Annotated in this window: 23 protein-coding genes; 15 read left to right on the top strand and 8 right to left on the bottom strand. The window is 59.1% G+C overall.

What is annotated here, in order from left to right:
* The first annotated feature begins 185 nt into the window (after positions 1-185).
* From AACX99_RS15080 to AACX99_RS15065, 4 genes are all read left to right on the top strand, one after another.
* Entirely contained in the window at positions 186-1,673 is a 1,488-nt protein-coding gene (locus AACX99_RS15080; protein ID WP_339413035.1) for a flagellin N-terminal helical domain-containing protein, read from the top strand.
* Positions 1,674-1,746: 73 nt separating this feature from the next.
* On the top strand, positions 1,747-2,343 hold the full coding sequence (locus tag AACX99_RS15075) for a LemA family protein (RefSeq protein WP_339413033.1): 597 nt from the start codon (positions 1,747-1,749) through the stop codon (positions 2,341-2,343).
* A gap of 17 nt (positions 2,344-2,360) precedes the next feature.
* The gene (locus tag AACX99_RS15070; protein WP_339413031.1) at positions 2,361-4,283 is read left to right on the top strand and encodes a M48 family metallopeptidase; all 1,923 of its coding nucleotides are present in this window, start codon (positions 2,361-2,363) and stop codon (positions 4,281-4,283) included.
* A 197-nt stretch (positions 4,284-4,480) separates the two neighbouring features.
* On the top strand, positions 4,481-4,672 hold the full coding sequence (locus tag AACX99_RS15065) for a hypothetical protein (protein ID WP_339413029.1): 192 nt from the start codon (positions 4,481-4,483) through the stop codon (positions 4,670-4,672).
* A gap of 11 nt (positions 4,673-4,683) precedes the next feature.
* Here AACX99_RS15065 and AACX99_RS15060 read toward each other — a convergent pair whose 3' ends face one another.
* Together AACX99_RS15060 and AACX99_RS15055 are read right to left on the bottom strand one after the other, a co-directional pair.
* A complete protein-coding gene (locus tag AACX99_RS15060; RefSeq protein WP_339413027.1) occupies positions 4,684-5,238 on the bottom strand; it encodes an NADPH-dependent FMN reductase in 555 nt (184 codons plus the stop codon).
* A gap of 71 nt (positions 5,239-5,309) precedes the next feature.
* A complete protein-coding gene (locus tag AACX99_RS15055) occupies positions 5,310-6,206 on the bottom strand; it encodes a LysR family transcriptional regulator (protein ID WP_339413026.1) in 897 nt (298 codons plus the stop codon).
* 188 nt (positions 6,207-6,394) lie between these two features.
* On the opposite strand from AACX99_RS15055, the gene AACX99_RS15050 reads away from it, so the two are divergent.
* Positions 6,395-7,228: an AraC family transcriptional regulator gene (locus AACX99_RS15050; protein WP_339413025.1), complete on the top strand. Its 834-nt coding sequence runs from the start codon at positions 6,395-6,397 to the stop codon at positions 7,226-7,228.
* Here the strand turns inward: AACX99_RS15050 and AACX99_RS15045 are convergent.
* A complete protein-coding gene (locus AACX99_RS15045) occupies positions 7,225-8,154 on the bottom strand; it encodes an ion channel (RefSeq protein ID WP_339413023.1) in 930 nt (309 codons plus the stop codon). The two genes, AACX99_RS15050 and AACX99_RS15045, sit on opposite strands and share 4 nt — an antisense overlap.
* 176 nt (positions 8,155-8,330) lie before the next feature.
* Between AACX99_RS15045 and AACX99_RS15040 the strand changes: the two genes are divergently transcribed.
* Both AACX99_RS15040 and speB read left to right on the top strand, forming a co-directional pair.
* Complete coding sequence (locus AACX99_RS15040) at positions 8,331-9,410, top strand: polyamine ABC transporter substrate-binding protein (RefSeq protein ID WP_339413021.1); 1,080 nt, start codon at positions 8,331-8,333, stop codon at positions 9,408-9,410.
* A 10-nt stretch (positions 9,411-9,420) separates the two neighbouring features.
* Positions 9,421-10,392: an agmatinase gene (gene speB, locus AACX99_RS15035; protein ID WP_339413020.1), complete on the top strand. Its 972-nt coding sequence runs from the start codon at positions 9,421-9,423 to the stop codon at positions 10,390-10,392.
* 212 nt (positions 10,393-10,604) lie between these two features.
* On the opposite strand, the gene AACX99_RS15030 is transcribed toward speB, so the two are convergent.
* The 3 genes from AACX99_RS15030 to AACX99_RS15020 form a co-directional block, all read right to left on the bottom strand.
* Positions 10,605-12,170 carry an acyl CoA:acetate/3-ketoacid CoA transferase gene (locus tag AACX99_RS15030; RefSeq protein WP_339413018.1) on the bottom strand — a complete coding sequence of 522 codons (1,566 nt, stop codon included), beginning with the start codon at positions 12,168-12,170 and terminating at the stop codon, positions 10,605-10,607.
* 121 nt (positions 12,171-12,291) lie between these two features.
* Complete coding sequence (locus tag AACX99_RS15025) at positions 12,292-13,677, bottom strand: GntP family permease (protein WP_339413016.1); 1,386 nt, start codon at positions 13,675-13,677, stop codon at positions 12,292-12,294.
* A 416-nt stretch (positions 13,678-14,093) separates the two neighbouring features.
* Entirely contained in the window at positions 14,094-15,554 is a 1,461-nt protein-coding gene (locus AACX99_RS15020) for a sigma-54 interaction domain-containing protein (RefSeq protein ID WP_339413014.1), read from the bottom strand.
* Between the two features lie 121 nt (positions 15,555-15,675).
* Here AACX99_RS15020 and AACX99_RS15015 point away from each other — a divergent pair, with 121 nt between their 5' ends.
* Positions 15,676-15,834: a YqaE/Pmp3 family membrane protein gene (locus AACX99_RS15015; protein ID WP_074679695.1), complete on the top strand. Its 159-nt coding sequence runs from the start codon at positions 15,676-15,678 to the stop codon at positions 15,832-15,834.
* A gap of 119 nt (positions 15,835-15,953) precedes the next feature.
* Here AACX99_RS15015 and AACX99_RS15010 read toward each other — a convergent pair whose 3' ends face one another.
* Positions 15,954-17,318: a CSLREA domain-containing protein gene (locus AACX99_RS15010; RefSeq protein ID WP_339413012.1), complete on the bottom strand. Its 1,365-nt coding sequence runs from the start codon at positions 17,316-17,318 to the stop codon at positions 15,954-15,956.
* Between the two features lie 347 nt (positions 17,319-17,665).
* Here AACX99_RS15010 and AACX99_RS15005 point away from each other — a divergent pair, with 347 nt between their 5' ends.
* The 7 genes from AACX99_RS15005 to AACX99_RS14975 all read left to right on the top strand — a co-directional run bounded on the left by AACX99_RS15005 (position 17,666) and on the right by AACX99_RS14975 (position 23,913).
* A complete protein-coding gene (locus AACX99_RS15005) occupies positions 17,666-18,751 on the top strand; it encodes a GGDEF domain-containing protein (RefSeq protein WP_339413010.1) in 1,086 nt (361 codons plus the stop codon).
* A 131-nt stretch (positions 18,752-18,882) separates the two neighbouring features.
* Positions 18,883-20,244 carry a putative bifunctional diguanylate cyclase/phosphodiesterase gene (locus AACX99_RS15000; RefSeq protein WP_339413008.1) on the top strand — a complete coding sequence of 454 codons (1,362 nt, stop codon included), beginning with the start codon at positions 18,883-18,885 and terminating at the stop codon, positions 20,242-20,244.
* A gap of 418 nt (positions 20,245-20,662) precedes the next feature.
* Positions 20,663-20,839, top strand: a complete 177-nt coding sequence (locus tag AACX99_RS14995; RefSeq protein ID WP_339413007.1) for a general stress protein — start codon at positions 20,663-20,665, stop codon at positions 20,837-20,839.
* Between the two features lie 54 nt (positions 20,840-20,893).
* Positions 20,894-21,109, top strand: a complete 216-nt coding sequence (locus AACX99_RS14990; protein WP_339413006.1) for a hypothetical protein — start codon at positions 20,894-20,896, stop codon at positions 21,107-21,109.
* 265 nt (positions 21,110-21,374) lie between these two features.
* Positions 21,375-21,926, top strand: a complete 552-nt coding sequence (locus AACX99_RS14985; RefSeq protein WP_339413005.1) for an ATP-dependent Clp protease proteolytic subunit — start codon at positions 21,375-21,377, stop codon at positions 21,924-21,926.
* Between the two features lie 266 nt (positions 21,927-22,192).
* Complete coding sequence (locus AACX99_RS14980; protein ID WP_339413004.1) at positions 22,193-22,621, top strand: DUF2231 domain-containing protein; 429 nt, start codon at positions 22,193-22,195, stop codon at positions 22,619-22,621.
* A complete protein-coding gene (locus AACX99_RS14975) occupies positions 22,618-23,913 on the top strand; it encodes a PQQ-dependent sugar dehydrogenase (protein ID WP_339413002.1) in 1,296 nt (431 codons plus the stop codon). Before AACX99_RS14980 ends, AACX99_RS14975 begins: the two co-directional genes overlap by 4 nt.
* Before the next feature lie 177 nt (positions 23,914-24,090).
* Here the strand turns inward: AACX99_RS14975 and AACX99_RS14970 are convergent, their stop codons facing one another.
* Entirely contained in the window at positions 24,091-26,784 is a 2,694-nt protein-coding gene (locus tag AACX99_RS14970) for an NACHT domain-containing protein (RefSeq protein ID WP_339413000.1), read from the bottom strand.
* Between the last annotated feature and the right edge of the window lie 28 nt (positions 26,785-26,812).

Here is a 26,812-nt window from a genome sequence, read left to right as displayed (position 1 = left end):
CCGGTCGGTCTATTTTGCCAAATAGTTTGTGCCGCTATTCGAGTTGTTGATGAAGGATTATCGATAAGCGGACAAAAACTTTGGTTGCTCCTCTCAAGAAAGCGCCAGCGCCGCCGCTAAGTTGAGATGGCCGTCAATCCCAGTAGGGGGCGGTAAGGGAGTTGCATTCGCCAAAGGGTCCATAAATGGCGCTGACGCTTAACACCAACGTTTCATCGCTCAGCATTCAGCGCAGCCTGAATGAGACTGCGCGTGCGTTGGAAACGTCGATGCAGCGCCTCTCCACTGGGTATCGCATCAACAGTGCCAAGGATGATGCTGCTGGTATGCAGATAGCCAATCGCATGAGTAGCGAGATCAGCGGCATGCGGATCGCTGTTCGCAACGCTAATGATGGCATCTCCCTGGCCCAGACCGCCGAGGGGGCTTTGCAACAATCCACTCTTATTCTGCAGCGCATGCGCGATTTGGCACTGCAGGCCGCCAACGGCTCCAACTCGATTAATGAGCGCAGTGCGCTGCAGCAGGAAGTTTTGCAGTTGCAGCAGGAGCTGGGTCGGATTGCCGAAACTACGAGCTTTGCCGGGCGCAAGTTGCTGGATGGCAGCTATGGCTCAAGCGCATTACAGGTCGGGGCCAATGCGTTTGAAACGATTGCTGTCAGCCTCGGCAATTTTGGAGTCAAGCGTATTGGGGTTAACTCGCGCGATCTGGTCAATGGCACCACCGGCGTGCTGGCGGCTGATCAGTTGGGTGGGCTGCTGGCGCAAAACGGCGCGATTCCTGATAACGACGTGAGTGGCGAATTGACTGTTTATGGTCGTGCCACAACCCGCTTTGCGGTCGAGGGTTCGGCCAAGTCGGTCGCCAGCAGCATCAACAAACGCTCCGAAACCACCGGCGTTACAGCGGACGCCCGCACGCTTGTGCAGTTGAGTTTCAGTGAGGACGACACCTACAGCTTTGAACTCTACGGTTCTAACACCGAGGCTGTAAGTATTCGCGGCAAGCTGGAAAACGGCGATCTGGGTCTACTGGCCGAAGCCATCAATGCTGAAAAAGGCACAACAGGCATCAGTGCGCGCATTGAAGATGGCAAGTTGTGGTTGGTCAGTGAGGCGGGCGACGACATTGTTCTTGAGGATTTTCTGTCGGAGGAAAATGGCACCGCAGTGATCCAGGCGTTCGATTACAGCGGTGAGGATGAGCTGACGAGTGCTGTGGCGACGCTTGATGATGATTCATCCGCCAGGGCCATTGGCGTGGTGCGCATGAGCAGCAATAACGCGTTCAGTACCGAGGTGGACGGCATCACTGTCGATGGTAGTACGGCGCGAAACTTCAGCCTTCTGGAGAGCGTGAATGATATCGACTTGCTCAGCGATATCGACGCACAGCTGGCAATAGGTGTGATCGACGGAGCGCTGAGCCTGATCGATGGTGCTCGCGCTGAGCTGGGGGCAATACAGAATCGTCTCGAATACACCATCGCCAGCCTGGAGAATAGCGCTGAGAACCTCAGTGCAGCACGAAGCCGTATCAGAGATACCGACTACGCCGCTGAGGTTTCGGAGTTGGTGCGCAGACAAATTCTGCAGCAGGCCGCAACGGCCATGCTGGCGCAGGCCAACCAGCGTCCGCAGGCCATTCTGACGCTGTTACAAGGCTTGTGACGGCGGGGTAATTCTTGCCGCACGCTTTTCCGCTACCATCTGCTTCTCTCCCGCATGCGATAAGGATTTCCCCATGTCCATCTCCACGCTGATTTTCCTGGCGGTTGTCGTCGCGTTGATCTTTTACGTGATTAGCATCTACAACCAGCTGGTGACGTTGCGTAACCGCTTTCAGAACGCCTTTGCGCAGATCGAGGTGCAGCTCAAGCGCCGTTATGACCTGATCCCCAATCTGGTGGAAACCGCCAAGGGCTATATGGCCCATGAGCGCGAGACCCTGGAGGCGGTGATTGCCGCGCGTAACAACGCCGTCACCGGGCTCAAGGCCGCTGCGGCGCAGCCTGGCAATGCGCAGAGCATGGCGCAACTGGGCGGGGCGGAAGGGCTGCTGAACAGCGCCTTGGGTCGCCTGAACGTTACCCTTGAGGCATACCCGGATCTCAAGGCCTCGGCGAATATGCAGCAGCTCAGTGAAGAGCTGAGCAGCACCGAGAACAAGGTGGCCTTCGCTCGTCAGGCCTTCAACGACGCGGTGATGGCCTACAACACTTACAAACAGGCGTTCCCGCCAGTATTGCTGGCCGCCAGCTTCGGCCACGCCCAGGATGCCAGCCTGCTGGAGTTCGCCGACAGTGCGGCGATTCAGGAAGCGCCGAAGGTGTCGTTCTAAGTTAAGGGCTCGGCACGATGAATTTCTTCGAGCAACAGGATCGCGCCCGGCGTAACAGCGGGCGTCTGCTGATTCTGATGGTGCTGGCGGTGCTTAGTCTGATCACCCTGACCAGTCTGGTGCTGGGGTTGGTCTGGCAGCTCTTTGGTCAGAACCACACCTCGTTGTGGTTGGCCAGCGACGCGCCGAACAGCGTATTGCCCAGTTGGCCACTGGTGGGCTGTGTCGCCCTGGCGGTGATTGGCGTGGTGCTGCTGGGCAGTCTGTACAAGCAGCTGCAGCTGAGCCGCGGCGGCCAGGCGATTGCCGAGCGTTTGGGCGGGCGTTTGATCAACCTGTCGCCACAGAACCTTGAAGAGCGCCGGCTGCTCAATGTGGTCGAGGAAATGTCCCTGGCCTCGGGCACCTCGGTGCCGCCGGTGTATGTGCTTGATGATGCCGGGATCAACGCCTTTGCCGCCGGCCTGACGCCGCAGGATGCGGTGATCGGAATTACCCGTGGAGCGATCTGCCAGCTCAGCCGCGATGAGCTGCAGGGGGTGATCGCCCATGAGTTCAGCCATATCTTCCATGGCGATATGCGCCTCAACACGCGTCTGGTCTCGGTGCTGCACGGCATTCTGCTGCTGGGGTTGATTGGCGGCTTTTTGCTGCGCAGCAGCGGGCGCGGTAGCCGTTCCAGTCGCGACAACTCGGTGGCGATTGTGCTCGCCATCGGCGTCACGCTGTGGGTGCTGGGCTATGCTGGGACCTTTTTCGGCAACCTGATCAAGGCTGCCGTAAGCCGACAGCGCGAGTTTCTCGCCGACGCTTCGGCGGTGCAGTACACGCGTAATCCGGAGAGCATTGCTGGCGCCTTGAAGAAGATCGGCGGCAACCTGTATGGCTCACAACTGCAGGCCGGGCATGCCGCCGAGTTCAGCCATATGTACTTTGCTGCCGGCGTCCGTCAGGCGCTGGACGGCATGCTGGCTACCCACCCGCCATTGGACCAACGCATTCGCCGCATCACCCCAAGCTGGGATGGCAGTTACCCGAATGTGGCGGAGCTTAGCTTGGCAACGCCTGCTGCAGCAGCCAGCGATTCGGCCGTTAATCTGTATGACCTGAGCGCGTTTGTCCCAGGCTTGAGCCCCGCCTCAGCGAGTGAGGCAATTGACGCCATTGGCGATCCGCAGGCGCCACATTTGCTGGCCGCACGCAGCACTCTGGCGCATCTGGATATTGCCCTGAGCGAGGCGGCGCACTGCTGCAGTGGCGCTCAGGCGCTGCTCTACGGCTTGTTGCTTGACCCCGTCGAGACGCAGGCCACGCAGCAATTACAGCTGCTGCAACCACGTATCGCTGCCGAGGTAGCCGCGCAGCTTGAGCAGTTGCGCGAGCCGCTGCGCCAGTTGGCGCCTGGGATGCGCTTGTCTCTTTTGGATCTGGCCATGCCGGCCCTCAAGCAATTGGCGACCGATCAGTTCGCCGCGCTCAAGGCCAATTTGGCTCTGCTGATTCGCGCCGATGGCCGGGTCGCGCTGCTGGAATGGACGCTGCTACGCATCGTCGAGCGCAATGTCGAAGGCGTGCGGGCGCAAACCAGTCGCTATCAGCTGCAGGAACTGGCCGCTGAAACCCGCGTGGTGCTATCGCTGCTGGCCCGCGCCGGCGGGGTGGATGAGCCTGCCGCGCAGTCAGCCTTCGAGCATGCCGGTAGCGAGCTGGCGTTTCCGCTTGAGCAATTGCTGCCGGCCAGCGCCAGTAATTTAGCGGCGCTTGAACCTGCACTGCGGCGCCTGAGTCTGCTCTGGCCGTTGCAGAAACCGCAGCTGCTTAAAGCTATGGCGCGTTGCATCGAGCATGACGGCCAAATCAACGCCGCCGAAGCTGAGCTGATGCGTGCGGTGGCGGATATTCTCGACTGTCCGATGCCGCCATTGTTGAGTCAGGGCTAACCGTTCGGCGGCCGATGGCTTGACCCGTCGCTGCAATCGGCGGACTGTTAAGCGCGTCGGCGGGCCGCGTTTGCCCATCCGGCCTGTGCAATCTGAGACGCGTCTAGCCATAAGAAATGCTGTACGGCTTTGTGCCCCTTGCTACTGCCTCCTGACCTCAATCGTCACGCCGGCGCGTACCCGGCAAGGAGCATCCTGTGACTATTTTCCAACCCCTTACCCAAGGGCTGTTCGATCCATGCCTGCAGCTGGAAGCGGAAACCCGTGAATACCGGGCGTACCCTGGCAGCACCTGCCTGGGAACGCCGGATATCCACGCTGAGATTGTCCAGACCATTGCCGCTATTGACCGGCTGGCTGGGCAGTTGCGCCAGCCGCCGGCACAGTAGCTCATGGCCTGCTACAGATGTCGCGCTACCCAGGTGGCATAGGCGTCGATAAATTTCTGTAGAAACGGTTTGATGCCATCGTCGAGCCTGCCGGCTTCATCGAAGAAGTTGCCGGCACCGCCGAGATAGGCCTCCGGCTGCTGCATCATATGGACGTCGAGAAACACCATGGACTGGCGCAGGTGGTGGTTGGCGGCGAAGCCGCCGATGGCCCCAGGCGAGGCGCTCAGCACAGCGCCGGGTTTACCGCTGAAGGCACTTTTGCCGTAGGGCCGCGAGCCGACATCGATGGCATTCTTCATCGGTGCGGGCACCGAACGGTTGTACTCCGGGGTGACAAACAACAGGGCATCGGCCGCCTGCACCTGGCTGCGGAAATCGTTATAGGCGGCGGGCGGGTTGTCCTGGTCGATGTCTTCGTTGTACAGCGGCAGCTCGCCGATTTCGATGATCTTCAGCTGCAGCGAGGGTGGCGCGAGTTCGCTCAGGGCCAGTGCCAGTTTGCGGTTGATCGAAGCCTTGCGCAGGCTACCGACTAGCACGGCGACGCTGTAGGTCTTACTCATGACGACTCCTTGTGGGGGTGGGCGACGAGACTGGAAACTATAGACCGCCACCAGCCCAGTGCCGTTCTGCGTCAAATGACGAAGGCTGCCAGCAAATCCTCGGCAAACGCGCGCTGGGCATCACTGGGGTGCTGGCCGCGGTGGCTGGCCAGGTGAAACTGCACCGCAAAACCCAGCTCTTCGGCCAGCAGTACGCGAAAGCGACCGTTGGCCAGCCAGGGCGCGGCAATATGTTCGGGCAAGTAGCCGATATGCCGGCCGGAGAGGATAAACGCCAGCGCGCCGTCGAGTTGTTCGGTCTGCGCCGAGCTGGGTGAGCTTTGAAACGGCTCGTGCACCTGCACAAAACGGTAAGGGTGCTGCACCCGATCGGCCTGCTGCAGGTCTTCCCGGCTGATCTGCCGGCGCTTGAACAGCGCATGCCCCTTTGCGCAAAACAGCACCTGACGCTCACGAAACAGCGGCTGATAATTCAGCGCGGTCTGGTTGCCAGAGAAATAGCCGATGGCCAGGTGCAGTTGGCCTTGCAGCAGGCGCCGCTCCAGCTCGGCCGGCATGGCGGTCAGCAGCTCGATTTGCACCGCCTGGTTACGCCCGCGAAAGCGGCCAATGGCCTCGGCAACCTGTTCCAGCACGCTGGCTGCCAGACCTTCTGACAAACCAATGCGCAGCTCACCCAGCAGCTTGTCGGCCATGCCCTGGGCTTCGCCCTTGAAAGTGTCGATGGCGCTGAACAGTTTGTGCGTGGCGCTCAGCACCTGCTCACCCTTGGGCGTCAGACGAAAACCGCCTTTGCCGCGCTCGCACAGGCGAAAGCCCAGGCGGGTTTCCAGCTTGGCCATCTGCGTGCTGATGGTCGACTGCCCAATCCCCAACTCGCCTTGCGCGGCGCTAAAGCCACCGCACTCCACCACGGTGACAAACAGGCGCAGCAACTGCAGATCGAGGTCGCGTAACTGGCTGAGCATGCAGGCTCCAAACATTGCTGGTGGTCGATGCGTCAGTAGATCACTTGATTTTTCTTCAAAGCAACCTGGGGTGCACCCGCGTCCGCCTGACGCTGCGCCGTGGCAGCATTGCAGTCTGTGTGCAAGAACGATCAAGCGCGCTGCGTATCGGCTGCCGATACTGCCGCCATGTCTTGTGAGGAGCGGAAATGGATCCCGTCAGCAAAGCCCTTTGGCTGATCGAAACGGAGCTCGATAAAGCGCTCGACCTGGAGCGGCTCGCCAGTGTCTGCGGCCTGTCGCGGTTCAGTCTGTCACGGGTGTTTGCCGGTGCTACTGGGTGGTCGGTGATGCGCTACGTCAAGGCGCGTCGCTTGAGCCGCGCAGCGCATCGTCTGGCACTGGGTGCGCCGGATATTCTCGAGGTCGCGCTGGAGGTCGGTTATGGCTCCCATGAGGCATTTACCCGAGCGTTCCGCGAGCACTTCGGACTAACCCCCGAGGCGTTGCGCGCGAACGGTACCTTGAATGGAATCGAATTGCGGGAGGCCCTACGCATGCAAGCAACTACTACTTTTCCCCTGTTAGAACCCCGTTTTGTCGACGGCGAGGAACTGCTGATCGCCGGGCTCGGCGAGCGTTTCACCGCCGATACGACCCAGGGCATTGCCGCGCTGTGGCAGCGTTTCGTGCCCTATATCGGTCGCGTGCCGGGGCAGCAGGGCTGGGAAACCTTTGGCGTGTGCTGCAATCCACAGAACGACGGCAGTTTTGAATACATCGCCGGGGTACTGGTCAATCGCACCGATGACTTACCTGCGGGTTTCACCCAGCAGCGTTTAGCCGCCCATCGTTACGCCGTATTTCTGCACAGCGGGCATATCTCGAGCATTCACGAGACCTTCAACGCCATCTTCCAGCGCTGGCTGCCCAATGCCGGGCTGCAGGGCGCCGATGCGCCTGAGTTCGAGCGTTACAGCGGCGACTTCAACCCGATGACGGGTACGGGCCAGGTGGAAATCTGGGTGCCGCTACGGGGTTAGCGGGTCATCTTCTTCACAAACACCACGACAAACAGCGCCATGGTAAAGCTGCCGGCAAAGGCCTCGAATGCGGCAATTGGGCGGGCCAGGCCGTGGGGTGTGATGTCGCCGTAGCCGAGGGTGGTGAAGGTCACCACGCTGAAGTAGAGGCAGTCGCCGAGGTCATCCAGGTTGGCCAGCCAGCCGCGTTCCAGAGCCAGGCCCAGGGTTTGTCCGGTGTGTTGTAAGCCGACCAGAAAGTACAGCAGGCCGCAGAAAACAATCAGTGCCATGGAGAACAGCACAACGTTCAGCGGTTTTTCGCCGTAGCCGCTGAACAGGTCGACCAGCCAGGACAGCAGGCGTCTACCACCGTAGCGCGGCAGTTGCCTGCGGCGCATAACCATTTCGCGGTGGAAGAACAGCCCGGCCTGCTCGAACAGCCCGGCTTTCTCCAGGTGCAGGCGCAGGTTGCGGTAGGTTTCCTCGGCTTCTTCAAAACAGCGCCGCGCGGTTTCAGTGTCGCCGAGGCGCTGGTACGCGCTGCCCTGGCGTTCCTGGCGCAGGCGCCGATCCCAGATCACGTTGTCCAGGCGCGCGCCGTCGAGTTGCACGCCCAATAGGTTGCAGTCGCGCAGGTCACAGCAATGCAGATTGGCGCCGCGCAGATCAGCTTTCATCAGCGAGCTGCCGCGCAGGTCGAGGCCAAACAGGTGGGCTTTCTGCAGGTCGGCGCGGTACAGGTCGCTATCGCGCAGGTCGTAGCCGCTGTGCTGGTGGTGGTTGACCAAATCGATGCCGGCCAGCTTGGCGTATTTGAGCTGAAAGCCGCGCATCGGGGCGCCATTTTGCGCGCGCCGGTGCAGGGCGGCGCAGAGTCCTTCGGCGTCACGTTTGTCCTGCTCGGCATCAAGCCAGAAGCGTTCATCGACCTGCAGCTCGCTCATCGCGCCGCTCTCCTAGGTGGTCTAGCAAGACTAGTCGGCTGCTGGCGCAGCGGACGCGTTCATCCGCTTAAACATTGATGGATGGCAATGTCAGCGTAGGCCACTTCATATTTATCCAAAGCAAACCGCGCGGCAGGATGACCTCAGCCCACTAACCGCCGATGAGGTTGTTCGCCATGCGTTCGCTCATGCCCCTGTTACTGCTGTGTTGCGCCTTTGCCACTCAGGCCGAAGAGAAAGCCCTCAACCTCTACAGCTGGTCCGCCTACCTACCGGAACAGGCTTTACAGCGCTTCAAGGACGAAACCGGGATCACGGTCAAATACGACATCTTCGACAGCGCCGAAGCCCTGGACAGCAAATTGCTCACCGGCGCCAGCGGCTATGACGTCGTCTTCCCAGCCTCCAGCGGCCTGGCCCGGGCGATTCAGGCCAAGGCTGTGCAGCCGTTGGACCGCAATCAACTGCCGCATCTAGAGAACCTCGACCCGGCGCTGCTGAGCAAACTCGCCAGTGCCGACCCCGGCAACCAGTACGGCCTGCCGTACACCTGGGGCACGGTTGGCGTTGGGTTCAACCGCCAGGCGCTGGAGCAGCGTCTGCCCGGCGTGCCACTGAATAGCCTGGATCTGCTGTTCAAGCCCGAGTACGCCAGCAAGCTCAAGGACTGCGGCATCGCGGTGATCGACTCGCCGCAGGAAGTGATCAGCATCGTTCTCAACTACCTGGGTAAAGACCCTTACAGCAGCGAGCGCGCCGACCTCGATGCGGTGGCGCAGCTGCTTACCCAGCTGCAACCTAACCTGCGTTACGTCGGCGCCGGGCGGCATATCAATGATCTGGCCAAGGGCGAAATCTGCCTGGCGCTGACCTACAACGGCGATGCCTATATGGCGGCGGCCAACGCCCTTGAGGCCAAGCAGCCGTTCGAGGTGCAGTACCGCATCCCGCGTGAAGGCACGCTGCTGTGGTTCGACACCATGGCGATTCCCGCCGATGCGCCGCACCCCAAGGCCGCCCACGCCTTTATCGATTACATGCTGCGGCCCGAGGCCATCGCCGAGCTGACCAACAACGTGTTTTTCGCCAACGCCAACCAGGCTGCCACGGTGCTGGTCGACCCGGCGATCAGCGGCGATGCCGATATCTACCCCGGTGAAGTGGTGCGCGCACGGCTGTTTGCCGAGCAACTGATGCCACTGCGCCAACAGCGTGAGCGCACGCGCGTCTGGACCACTTTCCGCAGTCAGTATTGAGGACAAGGCAATGGAAGCATTTAACGGCAACGACCTGGCCTTCACCCGCGACAGCCTCTACGGCACCTTCTCCGAACCGACCTATGCGGGCGTTACCAGCTTTATGCGCCGGCGCTACAGCCGCGATTTGCAGGGCGTGGACTTGGTGGTCAGCGGCGTGCCCTTTGACACCGCCACCACCAACCGCCCCGGCACCCGTTTCGGCCCACGGGCGATTCGCGCGGCGTCGATCACCAGTGCGTGGGAGCGGCATTACCCCTGGGAGTTCGACCCCTTCGACCACCTGGCGGTGATCGACTATGGCGACTGCAACTTCGACCACAGCCAGCCGCAGAACACCCCTGCGGTGATCGAGGCGCATGCCGCGCATATCGTTCAGGCTGGCTGCGGCATGCTTACCCTGGGTGGCGATCACTTCATCAGCTACCCACTGCTCAAAGCCCATGCGCAGAAATATGGCGCGCTGTCGCTGGTGCATTTCGATGCCCACAGCGATACCTGGCCGGATACCGATGAGGTGGAGCAGGGCATCAACCACGGCACCATGTTCTATTACGCGGCCAAGCACGGCCTGGTCGATCCGTCGCGTTCGGTGCAGATCGGCCTGCGCACTACCAATGACGACGTGATGGGCTTTCAGGTGCTGGATGCGCGCCAGGTGCACCGCAGCACACCGGAGCAGATCGCCGCGCAGATCCGCGCACGGGTCGGTGATAACCCGGTTTACCTGACCTTCGATATCGACTGCCTCGACCCAGCCTTCGCCCCCGGCACCGGCACGCCGGTATGCGGCGGCCTGAGCAGCCATCAGGCGCTGGAAATCCTGCGCGCCCTGCGCGGCATCAACCTGGTCGGCATGGATGTGGTGGAAGTGTCGCCACCCTACGATCACGCCGAAGTCACCGCCCTGGCTGGCGCCGCCGTGGCGATGGAGCTGGTGTGTTTGTATGCGGCGCGGCATAAGTTGGGCGAAAAGACGTAGGGTGGAAATCGTTGTTTATTTCCACCATGGGCGTTTGTCTCGATTGCCCATGGTGGACCGGTGAAGCGTGGTCCACCCTACGGCTTTACCGATACGGGTGCGTCCGCTTTTGTAGGGTGGGTTAGCGGCGCTGGGGCGGTATGGTTATCGCCACGCAAACGGGACGCCGCGTAACCCACCATTGCGGTATATCGCTAGGCCGCCATGGTGGGTTACAGCGCATTAGCATTCAGCTGCTCGCCCAGGCCAATCGGCGGCGGCAGAAACAGCCGTGCATCCATCAGCGTTGGCTGCCGCACGATGGGGGCGAAGTCCATGCGCTCAAGAATGTCGCGCTGGATATCCACCCCCGGCGCCACTTCGATCAGCTCCAGACCGTCCAGCGTCAGGCGCAGTACGCAGCGTTCGGTGACGTAGAGCACCGGCTGGCCGCGTTCGGCGGCTTGGTGGCCGGCGAAGGTGCGGTGCTCGACTTCGGCGACAAACTTGCGCAGTTCGCCGTCCTTGATGATGCGCAGCTGGCCGTCCTCGATGCGGATGTCCTGTGGCCCGGCGCTGAAGGTGCCGAGGAATACCACCTGCTTGGCGTTCTGACTGATATTGATAAAGCCGCCGGCACCGGCCAGACGTGAACCGAACTTGGACACGTTGAGATTGCCCGCTGCATCGGCCTGGGCCAGGCCGAGAAAGGCGATATCCAGACCGCCGCCGTCGTAGAAATCGAACTGATAAGGCTGGTCGAGCAGCGCGCTGTGGTTGCTCGCCGCGCCAAAATCCAACCCCGAGGCGGGTATGCCGCCGATCACCCCGGGTTCGGCGGTCAGGGTCAGGCGCTCGATCACGCCTTCTTCGGCGGCCACCGCTGCCACGCCTTCCGGCATGCCGATGCCGAGGTTGACCACCGCACCAGCTTTCAACTCCAGCGCCGCGCGGCGCGCAATCAGTTTGCGTATATCCAACGGCATGGCCTTTAGGCTGTCTACTGGCACCCGGGTTTCGCCGGCGAAAGCCGGGTTGTAAGCAGTGGCGAAGGTCTGCTGGTGATTGGCCGGGTCAGCCACCACCACACAATCGACCAAAATCCCGGGGATCTTCACCTCGCGCGCATTTATCGAGCCGCGTTCGACGATACGCTCGACCTGGGCGATCACCAGCCCGCCCGAGTTGTGCGCAGCCATGGCGATGGCCAGGCTCTCGATGGTCAGCGCCTCGCGCTCGAAACTCAGGTTGCCGTCGGCATCGCTGCTGGTGGCACGCACCACCGCCACGTGGATCGGAAAGGTCGGGTAGAACAGGTAGTCCTCACCATCAAGCGGCATTAGCCGCACCAAGTCGGTGGTGGTACGCGCATTGAGCTTGCCGCCGCCGTGGCGCGGATCGACATAGGTGCCTAGGCCGACCCGCGACAGCTGTCCCGGCTTGCCGGCGGCAATGTCGCGAAACAGCTGGGAGATCACCCCCTGCGGCAGGTTGTAGGCCTCGATGCGGTTGTCTACCGCCAGCTTCTGCAGCCCTGGCACCAAGCCCCAATGACCGCCGATCACCCGTCGCACCAGGCCTTCATGAGCCAGGTGGTTGAGGCCGCGGCCTTTGCCATCGCCTTGGCCAGCGGCATACACCAGGGTCAGGTCGCGTGGAGCCTGTTCAGCAAGAAAACGCTGCTCCAGGGCTATGGCGATTTCCTCGGCGAAACCGATACCGACAAAGCCGCCGGTGGCCAGGTTGGCGTTATCCGGGATGCGCGCCACGGCAGCGGCGGCGGTTATGATCTTGCTCATGGTGCTTACTCGAGAAACGGGATGGGGAAACGGCGTCACCCTGTAGGAGCGGGCCATGCCCGCGATAGCGGTTCGCGGGCATGGAACTAGGCGTCCCCGCCGCTCCTACGGATGCACCGGATCAGAAGCTGCCAAACATAGTGCCGAGGGTAATCACCACTACCAGCGCCACCATCGGGAAGGCCACGGTGTTGACGAAGATAAATTTGTACGACTCGCGGTGGGTCAGTTTGCAGATCGCCAGCAGCGAGATCACCGCGCCGTTGTGCGGCAGGGTGTCCATGCAGCCGGAAGCCATCGCGGCGACGCGGTGCAGCAGCTCAGGGCTGATGCCGGCGGCGTTGGCCAGGGTCAGGTACTGCTCGCCGAGGGTTTTCAGCGCAATCGACATACCGCCGGAGGCCGAACCGGTGATGCCGGCGAGGATATTCACCGCCACGGCTTCGGAGATCAGCGGGTTATCGGAGACGCCGAGCACCAGGTCGCGAATGATCACAAAGCCGGCCAGGGAGGCGATCACCGTGCCGTAACCCACTTCGGCAGCGGTGTTGAGGATCGGCAGCATGGAGCCGAACGCGCCGTCGTTGACGCTCTTCTTCAGGTCCATCCAGCGCTTCCAGTGCATGGCAATCAGCAGCAGGATGGCCGCACTAAGGGCGACGATAATCGCCCAGATACCGATCAGCGACTTGGCGTCCTGCAGGCCGCCGAACTCCGGCTTGGCCAGGTAGCTGGTGTCGAGGTTCGGCAGAATCTGCTTGGCCATCAGGAAGTTCAAACCGATCACCACAAAGATCGGCAGCAACGCCAGCCAGAAGCCGGGAGTAGTGCGGTTGTCCTCGGCTACCGGGTCATCGCGATGCTCGCCGTAGCCTTCACCGGCAGCCATCAATTTGCGCGACTGCGCGGTAAGCCACCAGGTACCGAGGCCGAACATGATCAGCCCGGCGATCACCCCAAGGCCCGGCGCGGCAAAGGCGTCGGTGCCGAAAAACGGGTTGGGGATGGCGTTCTGAATCGCCGGGGTGCCGGGCAGGGCAGTCATGGTGAAGGTGAACGAGCCGAGGGCGATGGCGCCGGGAATCAGCCGTTTTGGAATGCCCGCCTCGCGGAACAGCGCTGCGCCAATCGGGTACACGGCAAAGGCCACGACAAACAGCGACACGCCGCCGTAGGTGAGGATGCCGCACGCCAACACGATGGCCAGAATCGCCCGCTCGCTGCCCACTTTCGCGACGATGCCATGGGCGATAGCGCGGGCTGAGCCCGAGTCATCCATCAACTTGCCGAATAGCGCGCCGAGCAGAAACAGCGGGAAAAACTGCATCACATAGCCACCCATGGCCTTCATAAACACCTGGGTGTAGGTGGGCAGCAACAGGCCGATATCGCCGGCAAACAGCAATGCCAGCAGCGCGAGCAGTGGGGCGAGGATCAACACGTTGATGCCGCGGTAGGCGAGGTACATCAACAATGCGAGGGAAATCAGAATACCGAGGGTACCCATGGCTGGTTCCTTTTGTTGTTGTTTTAAGCGCCGCTCTCTGGCGGCGCTGATAAGCGTGCTCGTTTAACTAGGCAGCCGAGAGCAAGCGTTAAGCAGACTAGAGCGAAAGCTGTGCCAGGCGGGGCTACGACTTTGGTCTAGGTGGGTGAAAGGCTTGTGATTGAAGGGTTGCGTGGGTTTTCGGGCGATTTTGCAGGGTTGTTGGCGGAAGGTGAGGTGTCTTTATTTTTGGAATTAATCCAGAAATCTGGATGTGCAAGGTCGCGTAATTCCAGAAATTTGGATTGGTGGTTCTCGTAGGAGCGGGCCATGCCCGCGATCTGGTGGACTTACTAACACCGCGGGCATGGGTTAGGCACCCCGCCGCCCCTACAGGAAACTGCGTGCGTACATTCGGGCTGCGAGTTGCGCCTGGCTTAGTCATGCTTACCCAACCCATGCAGGGCCAACTTGGCATACAGCCCTGCGCGGGAGATGCCTAAGCGTTGTGCAGCCTGTTGGCGGTTGCCGGCTGTGGCGTGCAGGGCTTCGGTCAGCGCCTGGCGCTCGGCCTGTGCCAGTTGCTCCGCCAATGTCTGCGTCACGCTGTTCGCTGGCTGCGGTGCAGGGCTTTGCACGGCGGGCGTCACCGGGTCGACCAGCAACGCCCGCACCGTCTGCGCATCCAGGCGACCGTCGACATCCAGTTGCGCGCGCTCCAGCAGGTTGCGCAGCTCGCGCACATTACCGCGCCAGGGCTGTGCGCTGAGCAGGGCGAGGGCGTCGTCGCTGACTTCCAGTGGCGCCTGGGCGGAGCGGTTGGCGATATCGTCGAGCAGATGCTCCAACAGCGCCGGAATATCTTCGCGGCGCTCGCGCAGTGGCGGTACGCGCAGGGCCAGGACGTTAAGGCGGTAGTAGAGGTCGTCACGAAACTGGCCGGCGGCGACCTTGGCTTCCAGGTCGATATGCGTGGCGGCGACCACCCGCACATTTAGCGGTTTGACCTGATTGGAACCGAGCGGCTCTACCTCCTGCTCCTGCAACACGCGCAGCAGCTTGGCCTGCAGTGGCAGCGGCAGGTCGCCGATTTCATCGAGAAACAGCGTGCCGCCGTCGGCCACCTCGAACTTGCCGATGCGTGCCTTACGATCCGCGCCGGTAAAGGCGCCGGGTGCGGTGCCGAACAGTTCGGCCTCGACCAGGGTTTCCGGAATGGCGGCGACGTTGACCGCGACAAACGGCCCGTTGGCCCGTGGTGACAGGTTGTGGATGCCCTGGGCCAGCAGCTCTTTGCCGGTGCCGGTTTCACCGCGTAGTAACACCGTGGCGTCCAGCTGTGCAGCGCGGCGGGCCTGGCGTTTGACCTCGCTGGCCGCCGTGCTGGCGCCGATAAAACCGGCGATGGTGTAACGTGCGCGGCGCGCCTTGGCCAGCTCGTGCTGAGTGGCGACCAGCTGGTTCTGCAGCACGTTGAACTTGGCCATCAGCGGCTTGAGGTGGCGGGCGCGGTCGAAGAGTACGAAACCCAGCGCGCCGACCAGGGTGCCGTCTTCATCGCGCAACGGAATACGCGTGACCACAAAGTGCTCGCTGCCGAAAGCCATCAGGTCGAGCATGCTCGGCTGGCCGCTTTCCACCACTTCGCGCAGACGGCTGGCCGGCAGTACTTCTTCGATTTCCTTGCCAAGCACGCTACGCGGGTTGCTGATGCCGACCTTCTCGGCGTACTTGTCGTTGATCCAGACAATCCGCGCCTGCCGATTGACCGCGATGGTGCCCTCGCATTGGGCATTCAGATGGTCGAACAGCAACGGCATGGCCACGGCGCGAAAACGCTCGGGCGAAACACCGATGATCAGGCCGTGTTGGTCGAGGTCGTCGCGGGCAATGGCCATGTGCGCAGTACATCCAGAATCAGGTGCGGCCGATTATGGGTGGCGCCGCGCGAAAGCGGCAAGGAACCGCTGGTGCGGATGCATGGTCGATCTCTACACATATCTAAAAGGAGAACGCCCCATGGACCTCGTTCGTATTCTGATCGCCATCCTCCTGCCGCCGCTCGGCGTGTTTCTGCAAGTCGGCTTCGGCGGGGCCTTCTGGCTCAACATTCTGCTGACTCTGCTGGGCTACATCCCCGGCATCGTGCATGCGGTGTATATCATCGCCAAGCGTTGAGCTGCCGCGCTTTCCAGGCCTAAGCGGCGTGCGTCTACAGTCGCGCGGCCAAGGTTAAATCGTTGCTCCTGTTCAAGCGCTAGCTGCGCTTTTGCCCCGACGTGTGAGCGTCTTGCGGATCAAGGGGCGCTGCGCTCATAAGCGCCCAGGTCACACACAGCGACGCCGTCACCATCGCCATCTTGCGGGCGCGGTTGGCTGCGTTGGTCATGGCTGCTGCAGGAGCTGATCCCCCCATCCAGTGCCGGGCTGGCCGGGCGCAGAGCGTGAGTGCGGGGGGCGCCGCCGTTGTCGGCCAGCGGTTCGAGCAGGCTGGTGAGGGTTTGCTGGTTCTCGATATAGCGCTCGGCGGTGCAGTTACCTGGGCCAGTGCCCAGCAGCATGCCGCTGGCCTGGTAACTGGCTTTGTCGCCCTGGTTGTTGCAATTGCTCCACTGGCTATCGTCCATCACGGCGATATTGCCGGCGATCAGGCTGTTGCGCAGCCGCAGTTTGCCGAAGTTGTACAGGCCCGGCCCGAGGTTATCGGCGATGGTCACATGGATCAGCGTCGCCTGCGGCGTACCGCTGAATGGCGGGTAGGCTTGCCCGTTACTGAAGACTCCGCCCATCCGTGAGTAGAAGTCGTCGTTGCCGCTTAGGGTGCTGTTGCTCAGTTTGATCGAGCCGAGGTTGCTGATGGCCGAACCGCTGCCGCTGGCCAGGTTGCCGGTGAAGGTGCTGCGGGCAACGTCGGCGCTGCCCTGGTTGTACAGACCGCCGCCCATACCGGAATCATCGTCGTCGCTGGCTCTATTGCCGCTGATCGTGCTGTCCCGAATCAACAGGGTGCCCGCGTTGAAGATGCCGCCGCCCATACCCAGAAAGGCCTCGCCGGCATTCGAGAGATTGGCGTGCACGACCGAGTAATGCAGGTTGAAAACCCCGAAGTTGGCGATGGCGCCGCCCGTACCCGGTTGGAACATGCCGGCGGAGCGATTGTTCTCGATACGCGCACGGCGCACGGTGGTGGTGCCGTGATTCTCGATGGCGCCGCCGAAAAAGCTGGCTCTGCCGTTGCGCAAGGTCAGGCGGTCGAGCTGCAGCTGCGCGCCAGGCAGGGTTTCAAAGTGCCGATCCAGCCCCGAGGCGTTAATGATGGTCTGCTCCGTTGCTGCGCCAAGTACTGTCAGGTTGCCCTGTATATCCAGATCGCCATTACGGTTTTCGTCCTCATCGAGGATTTCGCCGTCCTCGCCGGTCTGTGGCGGTAAGGTCAGGAAATAGGTCCCGGCGGGCAGCAGGATGCGGTTCGAGCCGCCTTGGCGGTTGGCGGCCGCCACCGCGTCGCGCAATGAGCAGAGGGCGTCACACGTGCCGTCGTACTGATCGCTGGTGGTGGTAACGCGAAAGTCGCTGGCGTTTGCCGCAACGGGCACGATGCACAGGGACGCGGCGAACAGTGGGCCATACAGGCGGCTCGGGGCGGGGCAGGCTGGGCGCATATCGGTTCCTTTTCGGCGTGGGCCGAATCGTTATGGCGCGGACACAGCGCTGCTTCCGCAGACAGGGTGGTAGGCACGGTGCACCACCGATAAGTGGACCGCGGTTGTTGTGGCCGGTTCCGATTCGCCGCTGCGCCGCCTATCTGGATCGTTCCATCGCACTCAGTCGTCTCGGCTCGCCCGGCAAAGGCCATTGGCATGGCGCAGGTAAGCAGATGCTGCCCTGCCTCGATAGAACCGGGATGATTGCGCCAGGTGGTCAGACTTTAGTTGTATTGCCCGTCTGGCCAAGGTGTGAGAGTTGAGGCACAGTGAGCCATCAAACCGCCACCTATGCAGCGCCGGCCATGTTTTTTCGACCGCGAACCAAAACGGGCAGTGACAGCAGCGCCGCTGTCGACGACCTACAGTACGTCGGCCAGCGCTCGTTGATCCGCATGATCTTTGCCACCACCGGGCTGACCCTTGGGGTGTTCTGCGCGCTGCAATTTATGGCCGGCAATTACCTGTTTGCCAGCTTCGAGCTGGTGGCCACCGGGGTTTTGCTGTGGGGCGCCTGGCGCATCGTCAGGGTGCGCAACCTGCTGCCCTGGATCTACCTCTACCTGCTGCCGACCTTCAGCTTTCTGCTGTACATCATCGTCATCCCCAACGCCTCGAAAACCGCCTTCGTCTGGGTCTATAGCATTCCGGTGCTGTCCTATTTGCTGCTCGGGCGTACACGCGGCAGCGTGCTGGCGCTGCCCTTCGTCATCGGTGCCTGCCTGCTGTACCTGTACAACTACCCGGTGCAGATGGATGCCGAAAGCCTGATCGATCTCGGCAATGCGGTGTTCTGCGGGGTGATGATTCTGGTCTTCGTCTACCTCTACGAAGCCCGCCGCGCCGCTGCCTACCAGCAGTTGCAGCATATGGCGCGCACCGATGCGCTGACCGGCGCGGCCAGTCGGGGCAGTTTTCAGCAGAGCCTGGAGCAGAGCATCCTCGAGGCGCAGCGCAGCCAGGCCAAACTGGTGCTGGTGGTGCTGGATATCGATCACTTTAAAGCGGTGAATGACCAGTACGGCCACGATGCCGGCGACCAGGCCCTGCGGCATATCTGCAACAGCCTCAACCAACGCCTGCGCGCCACCGACACCCTCGGCCGGCTGGGTGGCGAGGAGTTCGGCCTGCTGCTGCGCAATACCGATGGCCAGGGCGCCGAGCCGCTGGTGGAAACCCTGCGCGAGCAGCTCTGCAGCCAGCCGATGCGCTACGGCGAGCAGGACATTGCGCTCTCCGCCACCTTCGGCCTGGCCGAATGGCCCGTCGATGGCCGCACTGCCGATCAGCTTTACCGCTGCGCCGATCAGCGCCTGTATCGCGGCAAGGAACTGGGCCGCAACCGCCTGGTGGGTCGTGACCGTTCAATCGATAAACCCAACGGCGGCTAAGCACTGCCTGCGCCGCCCGTAACGCCCCTGTCGCGCCGTCTACACTCAACTCGGCTTATCGATAAAGCGCTGCGTTGGCGTGCCCTCGGGCGACCACCTTGGCGAAGTTATTGGTCACACAGGGACTTTCCATGACCGTACTTACCGCCTTTCTCAAGCAGGTTCTCAAGCTTTGGCATTCCCCCGACCTGGCCCTGATCAGCCAGCGCCGCGAGCGGCGCATGCGCATGCTCGCCAGCCTGGTACTGCTGCTGGTCGGCAGCCTATGGGGCATCTTCTTTAGCCTGCGCGGCGCGTGGGGCATCGTCGTCATGGATCTGCTGATGATTCTCTGCGGTCTTGGGATTTTTATTCTGACCCTGCGCAACCACGTCCGTTTGGCCAATCTGCTGCTGTTCGGCGTGATCATCCTGATCATCCTCGGCACCACCTTGCTGATGGACCCTCACACTGCAGCGGCCCCACGGGCCACTCACCTGTACCTGCTGCCAATTGCGGTTGCCGCGCTAATGGCGTTTCGCGATGAGCGCCTATGGCTGCGCTACGGCGTTGCCGCACTGTGCCTCGGTTTGTTTACCGTGCTGGCGTCCTCATCCTGGAGCCCCGTCAGCACCTACCACCTGCCGGATGATGTGCGGGTCACGGGCTCCTGGGTGCAGGGCGTGGCGGCCATGCTGATGCTGTTCGCCCTGCTGCATATCCTGCAGAGCGATGCCGCCGAGCGCTCGGTGCTTGACCGCGACCTGCACGCGGCGCTGCATGAGCAACAGTTTGTGCTGCACTACCAGCCGCAGTTGAACAGCATCGGCAAGGTGACCGGCGCCGAAGTGCTGATCCGCTGGCAACACCCACAACGCGGGCTGCTGCCGCCCGCCGAGTTTATCGACCATGCCGAAAAAACCGGGCTGATTATCCCCATGGGCCAGTGGGTGCTGGAGCAAGCCTTTACCCAGCTCCACGCCTGGAAGGACGACCCGCTCTACCGCGACATCAGCCTGGCGGTAAACATCAGCCAGAAGCAGTTTCGCCAGGCCAGCTTTGTTGCGGACATGCTCGGGCTGATCGAGACCTACGCCATCGACGCGCGGCGGCTTGAACTGGAGCTGACCGAGACCCTGATCGTTCACGACATCGACGACCTGATGGCCAAGATGGCTGTGCTGATCGAGCGTGGCGTGCGCTTCTCCCTGGATGATTTCGGCACCGGCTTCTCCTCCCTCAGCCACCTCAAACGCTTGCCCCTCAACACCCTGAAAATTGACCGCTCGTTTGTCAGCGATGTGCTCACCGATGCCAGCAGCCAGGCCATCGTGCGCACCGTTATCGCCATGGCGCAAAGCATGGGCATGACGGTAATTGCCGAAGGGGTGGAAACCCAGGCGCAGCAAGCGTTTTTACTGAGCAACGGCTGTAAGCAGTTTCAGGGCTACTTGTTCAGCAAACCACTGCCGCTGGCCGGCTTTACGGCGTTTGTCGAACGGCAGAATGGCTAGGCGGTTGCACGCGCTCTAGTCGCTGATCGATGCATAAACCGCTTGCCTGTCGCTCGCGCTGCTTTGTAGGAGCGGGCCATGCCCGCGATCACCGGCGCCCGAATTGCGCGCTGCTGCCCATAACCCGCCCCGCGCCACTCATCCACCCTATACAAGCGGCCTGGGTATAAAGCGACATTAAGCGAAGCGGTTTATGTGCCATCAACTTACTGGCATTTAACTGGCAATTAGGCAGTTATACGAAGCGGCGTTAAATAGTCTTGGTTTGTACAATCTCATATTGCTATGTAACCGTTCATCGGCCGTTGAAAAAATTCTTCAAACGTTTCCCTGGTTGCCGTTATCGGAATAAATACCCAGTGCAATAAGCATGGGAAAACTAGCGAAACGGTAGTTATACACATACAGGAGAACTGTCATGACTAAAGGTAATAACAACCCAGGTAACTTCGCCAACGATCGCCAGAAAGCCTCTGAAGCGGGCAAAAAAGGCGGCCAATCATCAGGTGGTAACGTTGCCAATGACCGGCAAAAAGCCCCGGAGTCAGGGCGCAAAGGCGGGCAGCAGAATCAGGGTGGCGGACGCCAGACTTAAGCCCCATTTCTGCAGCATTACCGACGCGCTTAAATCCAGAATGAGGAAGCCCCAATGCGTGCGGCACCTGAGTTCAACCGAGGCGAAATACAACACGTCAGTGTTGTAGAGATACAACCTGAAGCGATGTTGATGACGAACCGGAAAACAGCTGCTAGCGATCCCCGTGTTTATGTTCAGGGCTGTTGCGAACATAAAGAGGGCGCCGAATATGCTGAAGGTAAAGCCAGCGCGCCGCACATGCCGGCAATCTGTGAGAAAGCCGGTTAGTTGTAGCGAGCTGGCCATGCTTCCAACGTCTGGACGTAGAGTGATGTTGTGAGAGGCTGTGACGGTAAAAGTGGTGCTTTAATGGGTTACTACTTCATTTACCGTCGGCAGCCTCGCCATCATTACTTATTAAATAATTGGCTATTAAGTAATTCAAAGCTACTTAGGCTAAGCCCGGCCACTAAAAGCTATGCCCAAGGACGGTGGTAACGCTGTTAACGTCATGGCGGGTCGCGCCCACCTTGAGTGTTTGCCGAGGTGCCTTATGTCCTTACACGTCATCACCTTCACTGGCCCGATCAATGCGTCCACCTGCAGCCAGCTGATAGAAAAAGCCTCGGTGGCTGTTCAGCGCGAGGCGACAGGCTTGGTCCTGAATATCGCGACTATGGGCGGCGAGTGCAGTTATGGCTTCACCATGTACAACTACCTGATGGCCTTACCGATCCCGGTGCACACGCACAATTTAGGTACGGTCGAATCCATGGGCAATATCGTGTTCCTGGCCGGCGAGCAACGAACGGCCTGCCCGCACAGCAAATTTCTCTTCCATCCCTTCCACTGGCACTTGCAGGGCGCAGTCGATCATTCGCGCATGTCGGAATACGCCATGAGCCTGGATTACGACTTGCAGCTCTACGCGCGCATCGTCGCCGAGCGAACGGCGCATGCCAGCGAACTACTGGAAACGGAAAAGTACCTGACCGCCGCGCCCCGTATTGTCGACCCGGAGCAGGCCATCTTGTCCGGCCTTATTCACGCCATCGAATCGCCGCACATCAGCGCGGATGCCGTCAGCAGCTTTATCCACACCTAGGCTGAAATGCAGGTGCCAGTGCTGCTCAACCGCGCGGGTTGGGCAAGCGCCAACGCGATAAGCACGAGGGTTGCGCAGTGCGGCGGCGCTGGCGCTGCGCGTTACATACCCGCGCAATTGACCTGTCAGCGCGCGTACCGTTTGCCCGTAAACCTGAACTATCCGGCCGTGCTGCGCTCACCTTTTATACACAGCCAACGCGAGCCTGGCGGGTCTGCCGCCCGCAGCAATCACCGGCCAGGTACGCCCAGCGATGAGGACCGACCGTGAATGCAACCACGCACCCTACCTACCGAAGCAGGCCAGGCCCGCTGCACGCCACCCTGCTGGCCGGGACCGTTCCGCTGTTTCTCGGCGCCCTGCTGAGTGATATCGCCTACTTCCGCAGCTATCAGATCCAGTGGAGCAACTTCTCCTCCTGGCTAATAGCCGGTGCGCTGGTGTTTTGCGGTTTCGCGCTGCTGTTCGCCTTCGTCAATCTGCTGCGCGCGCGGCCTCGTTCCGGGCGGCCGCTGGTGTACTTTTTGCTGCTGCTGGCGACTTGGATACTGGGGTTTATCAATGCCCTTGAGCATGCCAAAGACGCCTGGGCCACCATGCCGGCCGGCCTGGTGCTATCGGTGATCGTCACGTTGCTGGCCTGCGTGGCGACCTGGATCGGCCTCAGCAACCTGCGTACAGGAGATGCCGCATGAACCGCACCCGCACAGCCTTAACGCTGACGCTGGCGTTGTTCCTCAGCGCATGTGATAGCGAGCAGCAGAACACCGCGCAACACTACGGAGCCGAGCCGAAACTGCCCGAACCGCAGCGTGGCCTGCTACCTAGCATGAAGATCGCCGAACCGCAGAAGTGGGGTGATCAGGTGCCAAGCGTGCCGGCAAACTTCAGCGTCACGGCCATCGCCACCGACCTGAAAATCCCCCGGCAAACCCTCGTTCTGCCTAACGGCGACATCCTGGTGGCGGAAGGCCGAGGCGGCAATGCCGCGAAGCTCAAGCCCAAAGATGTGATCGCCGGCTATATCAAAGCCAAGGGCAACACCCCGGTCAAAGGCGGCGATCGCCTGACCCTGTTGCGCGACGCCGATGGCGACGGCCGTTATGAGCTGCAGCAGGTGTTCGCCGACAACCTCAACGCGCCGTACGGCCTGGCCTTTTACGAGGGCAATCTGTACGTCGCCAATCAGGATGCATTGGTGCGTTTCGATTATCAGGACGGCCAGACCAAGGCCAGCGGCCCGCCAACCAAAGTCACCGACCTGCCGTCCGAGATCAACCACCACTGGACCAAGGCGCTGACCATCAGCCCCGACGGGCGCTTTCTGTATGTCGGCATCGGCTCCAACAGCAATATCACCGAGCGCGGCATGGAAGCCGAAGTCGACCGCGCCATGATCTGGCAGATCAATGCCGAAACAGGCGCCTACAAACCCTATGCAACCGGCCTGCGCAACCCCACGGCGTTAGCGATTCAGCCAGACACCGGGCAGTTGTGGACAGTGGTCAACGAGCGCGACGAGCTGGGCGCAGACCTGGTGCCGGACTACCTCACCTCGGTACGCGAAGGTGGCTTCTACGGCTGGCCCTACAGCTACTGGGGGCAAAACGTTGATTCGCGCGTGCGCCCGCAAAAGCCGGAAAAGGTCGCCAGCGCCATCACCCCGGACTACGCCCTGGGCTCCCACGTCGCCGCCCTCGGCCTGGATTTCTCCATCCCCGCCATGGGCGACAACTTTAGCGAAGGCGTATTTATCGGTGAACACGGCAGCTGGAACCGCAAAACGCCGGTCGGCTACAAAGTGATCTTTGTGCCGTTTCGCGACGGCAAACCCTCAGGGCCACCGGTTGATTTCGCCACCGGCTTTCGCACCGAAGCCGGCAAAACCCGTGGCCGCCCTGTAGGCGTAACCGTCGACCCGCGCGGCGCGCTGATTGTTGCGGATGATTTGGCTAATACGGTATGGCGGATAAGTCGGGCGCAGTGAGTGGCTGTGCGGCCGCTGGGGTTTACGGCGGTTGTGGGAGGGTAAGGTTGTCGCGTAATCAGTCCCAAAAAGGGAACGATAGGTCCCTTTTTGGGACCTATCAGACTTCAATTAGTAGAGCAGGTATGAGCAGCTACGATTGATTCTCGGTGAACTGTGGTCTGTCCCCTATTCCGCCTAGTAAAAGTCCTCCTCTGCGCGGTCCTCGTCATAGCCGTAATCATAGTTTGATGTGCGGCCAAGCCCGTCAAAAGAATCTTGTTTTGCTAGTTTGCCAACTAGTTTAATTAAATTATCGCGTTGTTTAATTGGGCGTGCCTCAATCATTAACATTAGTGTTTCTTTGTATTGTGAAATATTGCCTTTCTTATCGTATATTTCGTCAATCAAAAACTGAATGTCATGATTGAATGCGTACAGATAAAGTGGGCCTTTCCACCACTCTTTTCCGATTACTCCGGTTATGTCAATGCTTCTGTTTCTCTCAATTTCTTTTGCTGCTAAAAGTTCTTGATATCGAAGATGTTCAAATCCGTAATTTTCACCGCCTGGTTGCTTTATTAGGATATTGCAAGAAAATATGAGGTCTTCAATCGCGCTTGTGATCTTGGCAGGAGGATACCTGTTTTCGAAATCGGAGATAAGGAACTTACTTATCTCCGATATGGAAGTTTCTCTTATCTCGTTTCTATGGAAGCGGTAACCCAGTTTTATACAGCACGACTCTAGAAAACTTTTTTCGTTTTTTGTGCGGCAAATGCCTTTGTGGTGGTCGTACAGTCCGCAAAGAAGCTCAATTTTTCTCCAGTATAATTCTGGTTCGTTTTCAGGTATAGGCACGTTGCTGGTGTGAAGGCTACAAATAATAGTCGCTAGAAGTGGGTTCTTTGCAACGTCATATAACTTTTTACGCTCTATTATTTCTAAGAGAGTACCTGCCTGCTCACTGTCTCCAATCCATCCAGTAATGAACTTTTCTAGTTGTTTTTTTGTGAATGGTAATAGGGTTATGCCTAAGAATTCAATTTCCCTGATGTACTTAACGCAGTTTCTTGATGAGGTAATAACTTGGGCGTGAGTTACATTTTTTGGCAGTTCAGATAAGGCTTGTATCACCCATGGTGCATGTGTGCTTGCTTCGTCTAGAGCATCGACTATTACGATGCATTTTTTCGAATTTTGTAGTGCAAGCATTAATGCTCGGCGATTTTCTGTAGAGGCTGAGACGTTTTTGTAAATAAGGAATGCATTTAATAGTGACTCGAAAGGTTTTTCTTCAGTAATGAGAAGTACCTTTGTGTTCTGGTCTAATTCGCCAATTTTTTTAGTTATTCTGTTCAGGGGTAAGAATAGTGCTATTTGCCCGGTTTGTTGGTTTTGATATAGCTTTTCTGCATACATGTGGAGAGTGGTTGTTTTTCCGGCGCCCGCTTCGCCATATATTGCTATGTTGCAACCTGAGTCAAAAAGCGAGTGTGCGGAGATATCTAGAATATTCTTATTTGCTGATCCCTTGACGATGCTGAACTTGGCAACGCTATTGTTTTGTTTGGTTGCTACATCAATTGTACGAAGGAGGGAATTTATTTCGTCGAGAATTGATTTTGTTTCGCCGCTTGTTAGGGATCGTTCGTTCAGTTTTTGAATGTGCTCTTCTGCGTATCGTATTTTAGAGTTTATTTTCTCCGCAAAATAGGCTTGATCAATGGCAGCATCAATAACAGGCTGTGGAATTATCTCATTAAGAATGAGTAGTAGCTCTTTTTTTGATCTGTAAACTTCATTTCTAGTGTCGTAAAGAAATCGTAATGTTGTGTATGGAGTCTTTGGCATTCCATTTCGAGGTGGACATGCTATCTCTGTATCGTTACTTATCTGGTCCTGAAATTCTTCTAGCGAAGATAGCGTTTGAGTTACTTCTGAAAATTGGCTGCCGTTTTCTGACGTTTCTTTTATTTTGGAGTAATGAGCAAGCGCTTCAGAAAGTGTGGAGGTAACTTTTTGTTTTCCGCTTGCTATGTTGGTTCGTAAATCTTCTGATCGCTTAATTAGTTTGGTGTTGGCTACACTTATGTGTGCGTTTAGATCGGATTGATATTTTTCTTCAATATCTGCTATTGAACTGGCAATTACACCAAGGTCTCCGTGATCTTTTAGAGATGAATCAAGTTTTTTAAGTTCGTCCCACTCGGCTTTCGAGTATGGCAAGGCTTTTTCCATTCGATAATCAACTGTTCCGCCAAATACTAGGCTGCTATCTACCTCTCCAACGAAGAAATTCAAGTCGTTATAATATTCTGTGTATTTTCTTTGTTCTGCAATGTGTAATGCATTGTTTAATTCTATGTTAAATATTTCTTCAGGGGCCGGTGCTATAGCTATCTCTGCGTCAGGGATGATGTCGTTAGTAAAAGATGGCCAATGTTTTAGTATGTTGTCCGTAAGAAATTCTCCGTCGAGAACCTCTATGTTTGGGAGGGAAAGAATTTCGAATTGTTCTTCAAGATGCCTGCTATCTATCTTGTAAGGAGTGACAAAATAAACTTTATTTGGCCGCCGTTTACTGCCGTCTGACAAGGCAATGGGTTTCATAATGCATTGGCTAAGTTGGTATGTGTACTCAGAAAAGCTGATTCGGCTTGCTGTGCTCCTCTTCGACTTAAATTTCTTTGACTGAAATACGTGGATTTCATCTTTTCCTAAAGCAGCTGGCAGGTGAGCAATAATATCTTTCCCTTGCTCGTAAGAACCCCCATTGAATTCTAAGTTCGTATATCCAATTTTTTCTAGTAGAGGTATTAGTATATTTTTACTAAAGTCGTCTTCTGTGAGTTTTTGGATGGCGTCTAGGATTATTTGTTTTTGTTGCATGGGCTGTTCTAGACCTGTTGGAAGTTTT

It is taken from the genome of Pseudomonas sp. EA_35y_Pfl2_R5, from assembly GCF_963970805.1.
Lineage (GTDB): Bacteria > Pseudomonadota > Gammaproteobacteria > Pseudomonadales > Pseudomonadaceae > Aquipseudomonas.
This window is presented reverse-complemented; position numbering and strand designations above follow the sequence as displayed.

Bases quoted from the DNA above. Each gene is read 5' to 3' on its own strand.
- AACX99_RS15015 (WP_074679695.1), top strand. From the start codon at position 15,676: ATGGACCTCGTTCGTATTCTGATCGCCATCCTCCTGCCGCCGCTCGGC.
- AACX99_RS15010 (WP_339413012.1), bottom strand. From the start codon at position 17,318: ATGCGCCCAGCCTGCCCCGCCCCGAGCCGCCTGTATGGCCCACTGTTC.
- AACX99_RS15050 (WP_339413025.1), top strand. From the start codon at position 6,395: ATGGATCCCGTCAGCAAAGCCCTTTGGCTGATCGAAACGGAGCTCGAT.
- AACX99_RS15000 (WP_339413008.1), top strand. From the start codon at position 18,883: ATGACCGTACTTACCGCCTTTCTCAAGCAGGTTCTCAAGCTTTGGCAT.
- AACX99_RS15030 (WP_339413018.1), bottom strand. From the start codon at position 12,170: ATGAGCAAGATCATAACCGCCGCCGCTGCCGTGGCGCGCATCCCGGAT.
- AACX99_RS15020 (WP_339413014.1), bottom strand. From the start codon at position 15,554: ATGGCCATTGCCCGCGACGACCTCGACCAACACGGCCTGATCATCGGT.
- AACX99_RS14970 (WP_339413000.1), bottom strand. From the start codon at position 26,784: ATGCAACAAAAACAAATAATCCTAGACGCCATCCAAAAACTCACAGAA.
- speB (WP_339413020.1), top strand. From the start codon at position 9,421: ATGGAAGCATTTAACGGCAACGACCTGGCCTTCACCCGCGACAGCCTC.
- AACX99_RS15070 (WP_339413031.1), top strand. From the start codon at position 2,361: ATGAATTTCTTCGAGCAACAGGATCGCGCCCGGCGTAACAGCGGGCGT.
- AACX99_RS15025 (WP_339413016.1), bottom strand. From the start codon at position 13,677: ATGGGTACCCTCGGTATTCTGATTTCCCTCGCATTGTTGATGTACCTC.
- AACX99_RS15055 (WP_339413026.1), bottom strand. From the start codon at position 6,206: ATGCTCAGCCAGTTACGCGACCTCGATCTGCAGTTGCTGCGCCTGTTT.
- AACX99_RS14975 (WP_339413002.1), top strand. From the start codon at position 22,618: ATGAACCGCACCCGCACAGCCTTAACGCTGACGCTGGCGTTGTTCCTC.
- AACX99_RS15045 (WP_339413023.1), bottom strand. From the start codon at position 8,154: ATGAGCGAGCTGCAGGTCGATGAACGCTTCTGGCTTGATGCCGAGCAG.
- AACX99_RS15040 (WP_339413021.1), top strand. From the start codon at position 8,331: ATGCGTTCGCTCATGCCCCTGTTACTGCTGTGTTGCGCCTTTGCCACT.
- AACX99_RS15060 (WP_339413027.1), bottom strand. From the start codon at position 5,238: ATGAGTAAGACCTACAGCGTCGCCGTGCTAGTCGGTAGCCTGCGCAAG.
- AACX99_RS15080 (WP_339413035.1), top strand. From the start codon at position 186: ATGGCGCTGACGCTTAACACCAACGTTTCATCGCTCAGCATTCAGCGC.
- AACX99_RS14985 (WP_339413005.1), top strand. From the start codon at position 21,375: ATGTCCTTACACGTCATCACCTTCACTGGCCCGATCAATGCGTCCACC.
- AACX99_RS14995 (WP_339413007.1), top strand. From the start codon at position 20,663: ATGACTAAAGGTAATAACAACCCAGGTAACTTCGCCAACGATCGCCAG.
- AACX99_RS15075 (WP_339413033.1), top strand. From the start codon at position 1,747: ATGTCCATCTCCACGCTGATTTTCCTGGCGGTTGTCGTCGCGTTGATC.
- AACX99_RS14990 (WP_339413006.1), top strand. From the start codon at position 20,894: ATGCGTGCGGCACCTGAGTTCAACCGAGGCGAAATACAACACGTCAGT.
- AACX99_RS15005 (WP_339413010.1), top strand. From the start codon at position 17,666: ATGTTTTTTCGACCGCGAACCAAAACGGGCAGTGACAGCAGCGCCGCT.